Consider the following 3,624-nt stretch of genomic DNA (forward strand, 5'->3'; position numbering starts at 1 on the left):
AGCGGAACGCAACCCGGCCTTCGCCTTCGAGCCGGTCGAGCGTGGCCTCATCGGCGAAATAGTTTCCGTCGTGATGCGCCACCGGAATGCGGATTTCCTGGCCGCTCTCATAGCCCGAGGTGAACAGCGACTGGCTGTTTTCCACCCGCAGGGGAACCGTGCGGCAGATGTAGTTGAGGCTCGCATTGCGCATCAGCGCGCCCGGCAGCAGGCCGCTTTCGGTAAGGACCTGGAAGCCATTGCACACGCCAAAGACGGGAACTCCGCGCCCGGCGGCTTCGACCACCGCGCGCATGATCGGGCTACGCGCGGCAATCGCGCCCGATCGCAGGTAATCGCCATAGGAAAATCCGCCGGGAATGCCGATGAAATCGAGCCTTTCGGGCAGTTCGGAATCGCCATGCCAAACGCGGATGGCTGGGACACCCGAGACGTCTTCCAGCGCCATTGCCAGGTCCCGGTCGCAATTGGAGCCGGGGAAGGTGATCACGGCTCCCCTGAAGCTCACTGGGCGACCCTCTCGATGCGGTAATTCTCGATTACCATGTTGGCGAGCAGCTTGCGGCACATTTCGTCGAGCGCCTCGTCGGTCACGCTGTCGTCCACCTCCAGCTCGATCAGCCGCCCGGCACGGACATCGCTGACGCCGGAAAAGCCCAACCCCTCAAGCGCATGATGGATCGCGCGGCCTTGAGGGTCGAGCACCCCAGGCTTGAGGCTGACATAGATTCTGACCTTCATGCGGGGCTCTTTCGCGTTCGGGATGGGAGACTCGCGCGCCCTATGCCTCCCGTAGCCTTGCCGCGCAAGCAGGCCTGTTCATTCGTCCCCGGCTTGAGCTGCTTCGCGCGGCAGGACCAGGATTTCCAGCCCCTGGCCGGGATCGAGATAGCTCCGCGCGACTGCCATGATCTCATCGGGAGTAATCCGCTCGACAATCGCCTTGGCGTTGACGAACCGTTCGATCTGCTCGGGCTCGGCCTGCGCCCGGTCAACCAGGTTCATCCAGCCGCCATTGGTCTTGAGCAAATTTTCGAGCCGCTCGATGAGCGGCTGGCGCGCCCGCAGCAATCGGTCTTCGTCGATCGGGTTGGATACAAGCCCGGCAACCGTATCGAGCATTGCCTGCCGTGCCGCAGCGACATCGGCGACATCGATCTCGGCGGAGACGATGAAAGTGCCATAGCCCGGATAGGTATGCGATTGGCTTGCATTCACGCCGGGCGAGTAGGTCTTGCCCAGTTCCTCCCGCAGGCGATCGCGCAGTTCGAGCCTGACGACCCGCTCGAGCAGACCCAGCTTCACATTCTCGACCGGGTCGCTGTCGTCGCGGGTTGGCCAGGCCAGTTCGAGCAGCGCCTGCGTGGCCTCGCCCTCGTGATACAGCACACGCCGGGTACGGTCGCCGGTGAAGCTGCGGTCGCGGTTTTCGGTGTAGGGCCGGAACTCGGCCTCGCGCTGCGGCAGCGCGCCCAGCGTGCGGGCTGCAATGGCGATGGCCAGGTCCGGGTCGAAATCTCCCACCAAGGCCAGTTCCAGCGCGCCATTGGCAAGGCGATCGGAAATGTCCTGCCTGAGCTTGGCGAAATCGAGCGCGAGATAGGCCTCTTGGTCCAGCAGGCTGAAGCGCGGATCGCGATCGGACAGGATGCCCTCCCGCGCATTGCCAAGGGTCAGCGAGGGGGTCGCATCCTTGCGCGAGAAAAAGTCCGCAATGTTGCGCCGGAACTGGATTTCGCCCTCGGTGCGATAGCCGGGATCGGTGAGCAGCGCGGCAAGCAGCTGCAGCTGCAATTCGAGATCGCGCGGCGTGGTGCTGCTGGTCGAAGCGAATGTTTCCTCGTTCGAACGGATGGCCAGCGCCACGCTGCGTCCGGCGAGGATCGACTGGAGTTCGTCCTGGCTGTGCTTGCCGAGGCCGCCGATCGGCAAGCCCGAGACCAGCTGGGTCGCCAGCGGATTGTCCCTTGTATTGAGCAGGTTGCCGCCGTCGACATTGAGCCTGACCAGCACCCGATCGTCTTGCAGGTCGGTCTGCTTGAGATTGAGCATGAGTCCGTTGTCGAAGCGGATCCGGCGGATCCCGAGCAGCGGTTCGACATTATCGGACACGACCGTTCCGGCGGGCCCGAAATCGGTATAGAAGAACGGGATTGCGGCGGTCTCTTCGGTATCGACCAGCGCCGCGGCCATTGCCTCGTCCCACGCGGCTCGCAGGGCCGCTTCGCCGCCGTCGGGAGCGGTGGGACCGGTAAAGCGGATCAGCGGATCGTCGAGCGGGACCAGTTCGTCCAGCAAGGCCGCGAGGACGTTTCCCGGCGTGATCGAGTCGATCATCGCGTTCAGGCGATCGAGCCCGCTTTGCGGGGTTGTCGGAATCCTGTCGTCCTGGACGAGCGCAAGCGCTCCCTGGAGCAGCGCCCCGTTGCTGCGCGTCTGCGCACTGGCGACGGAGTTTTCTATTGCCGTGCGCAAATTGGCGACCTGTTCGGCGACTTCGGCCTCGCTGAAGCCGAGTTCGACCGAGCGGCGATATTCGGCGGCGGCGGCCGAGAGCCCCGCGTCCCATTCGCCATTGCCGGTGACGACGGTCAGGCTGGTGGTCCGTCCCGCCCGGAAGACACCGCCCGTGGTCAGTTGCGCGCTGCGAAACGGGGCATCCTGCTGCCGCGAGATGCGCTGGAAGCGCCGGTTGACGATCCCGTAGCCGATCTGCCGCAGCACATCCTGCTGGCGCTGGGCGACCGTGTCGGGCTCGTCGAGCCAGGCGCCGTTGCGTGAAACGGTGACGCTCTCGGGCAGCGCGGGATGGATGAAGATATCCGTCAGGCCGCGATGTCCGGGGTCGATCGGGCCGGCCGACGGCTGCTCGTGCCGCGGTTCGGGCGCCCAGTCGGCAAAGCGCCGTTCGATCATGGCTTGAACCTCTTCGGGATCGAAATCGCCGACCACGATCAGGGTTGCGTTCCCGGGCGTGTAGAGCTTGTCCCACAATGCCTTCAGGCTATCGGAACTGGCGGCGTTGAGGGTCTCGTTCTCGCCGATCGGGAACCGAGCCGCGAGCTGCGATCCGGGATAGTGGAATTCCAGCGAATCGACGACATTCTGCAGCGCATAGGTATCCCGCGTCCGTTTCTCGGCGAGCACCACGCCGCGCTCGCGCTCGACCGCCTCTGGCGCAAACGTCAGTTCGCTGGCGGTTTCGCGCAGCAGCATCAAAGCGGTGTCGAGCAGTCCGGGGTCGTTGCGCGGCAAGTCGAGCATATAGAGCGTGACGTCGAAATTGGTCGAAGCGTTGGTGTCGGCCCCGAAAGCCAGCCCTTCGCGTTCGAGCAGCTTGACCATCTCTCCTTCGGGCACATTGGTCGAACCGTTGAAGGCCATATGTTCGATGTAATGCGCATAGCCGAGCTCGGTATCGGACTCGGACAGCGATCCGGCATCGATATGGAGCCGCACCAGCCCCTGGCCCGGCGGCGTGGCATTGTGGCGGACGACATAGCGCATCCCGTTGTCGAGCGTACCGAACAGGAAGTCCGGGTCGAGCGGAAGATCGCTTTCCTCGAACGCCCATGTGGGCTCGGCCGAGGCGTCGAAGGATTGGGCGGACAGCGGCTGCTGCGC

General features: G+C 64.5%; 3 protein-coding genes. All 3 read right to left on the reverse strand.

The window, feature by feature from the left end; all coding sequences use genetic code 11:
• On the reverse strand, nucleotides 1–448 hold a 448-nt coding region (purQ, locus tag AC16XC_RS08475), incomplete at its 3' end, for a phosphoribosylformylglycinamidine synthase I (RefSeq protein WP_484034216.1).
• A gap of 56 nt (nucleotides 449–504) precedes the next feature.
• Nucleotides 505–741 (reverse strand): phosphoribosylformylglycinamidine synthase subunit PurS, encoded by a 237-nt coding sequence (gene purS, locus AC16XC_RS08480; RefSeq protein ID WP_484034214.1) that lies wholly within the window; start codon nucleotides 739–741, stop codon nucleotides 505–507.
• Nucleotides 742–819: 78 nt separating this feature from the next.
• On the reverse strand, nucleotides 820–3,624 hold a 2,805-nt coding region (locus AC16XC_RS08485), incomplete at its 5' end, for a M16 family metallopeptidase (protein WP_484034215.1).

The organism is Candidatus Andeanibacterium sp. (assembly GCF_057143545.1).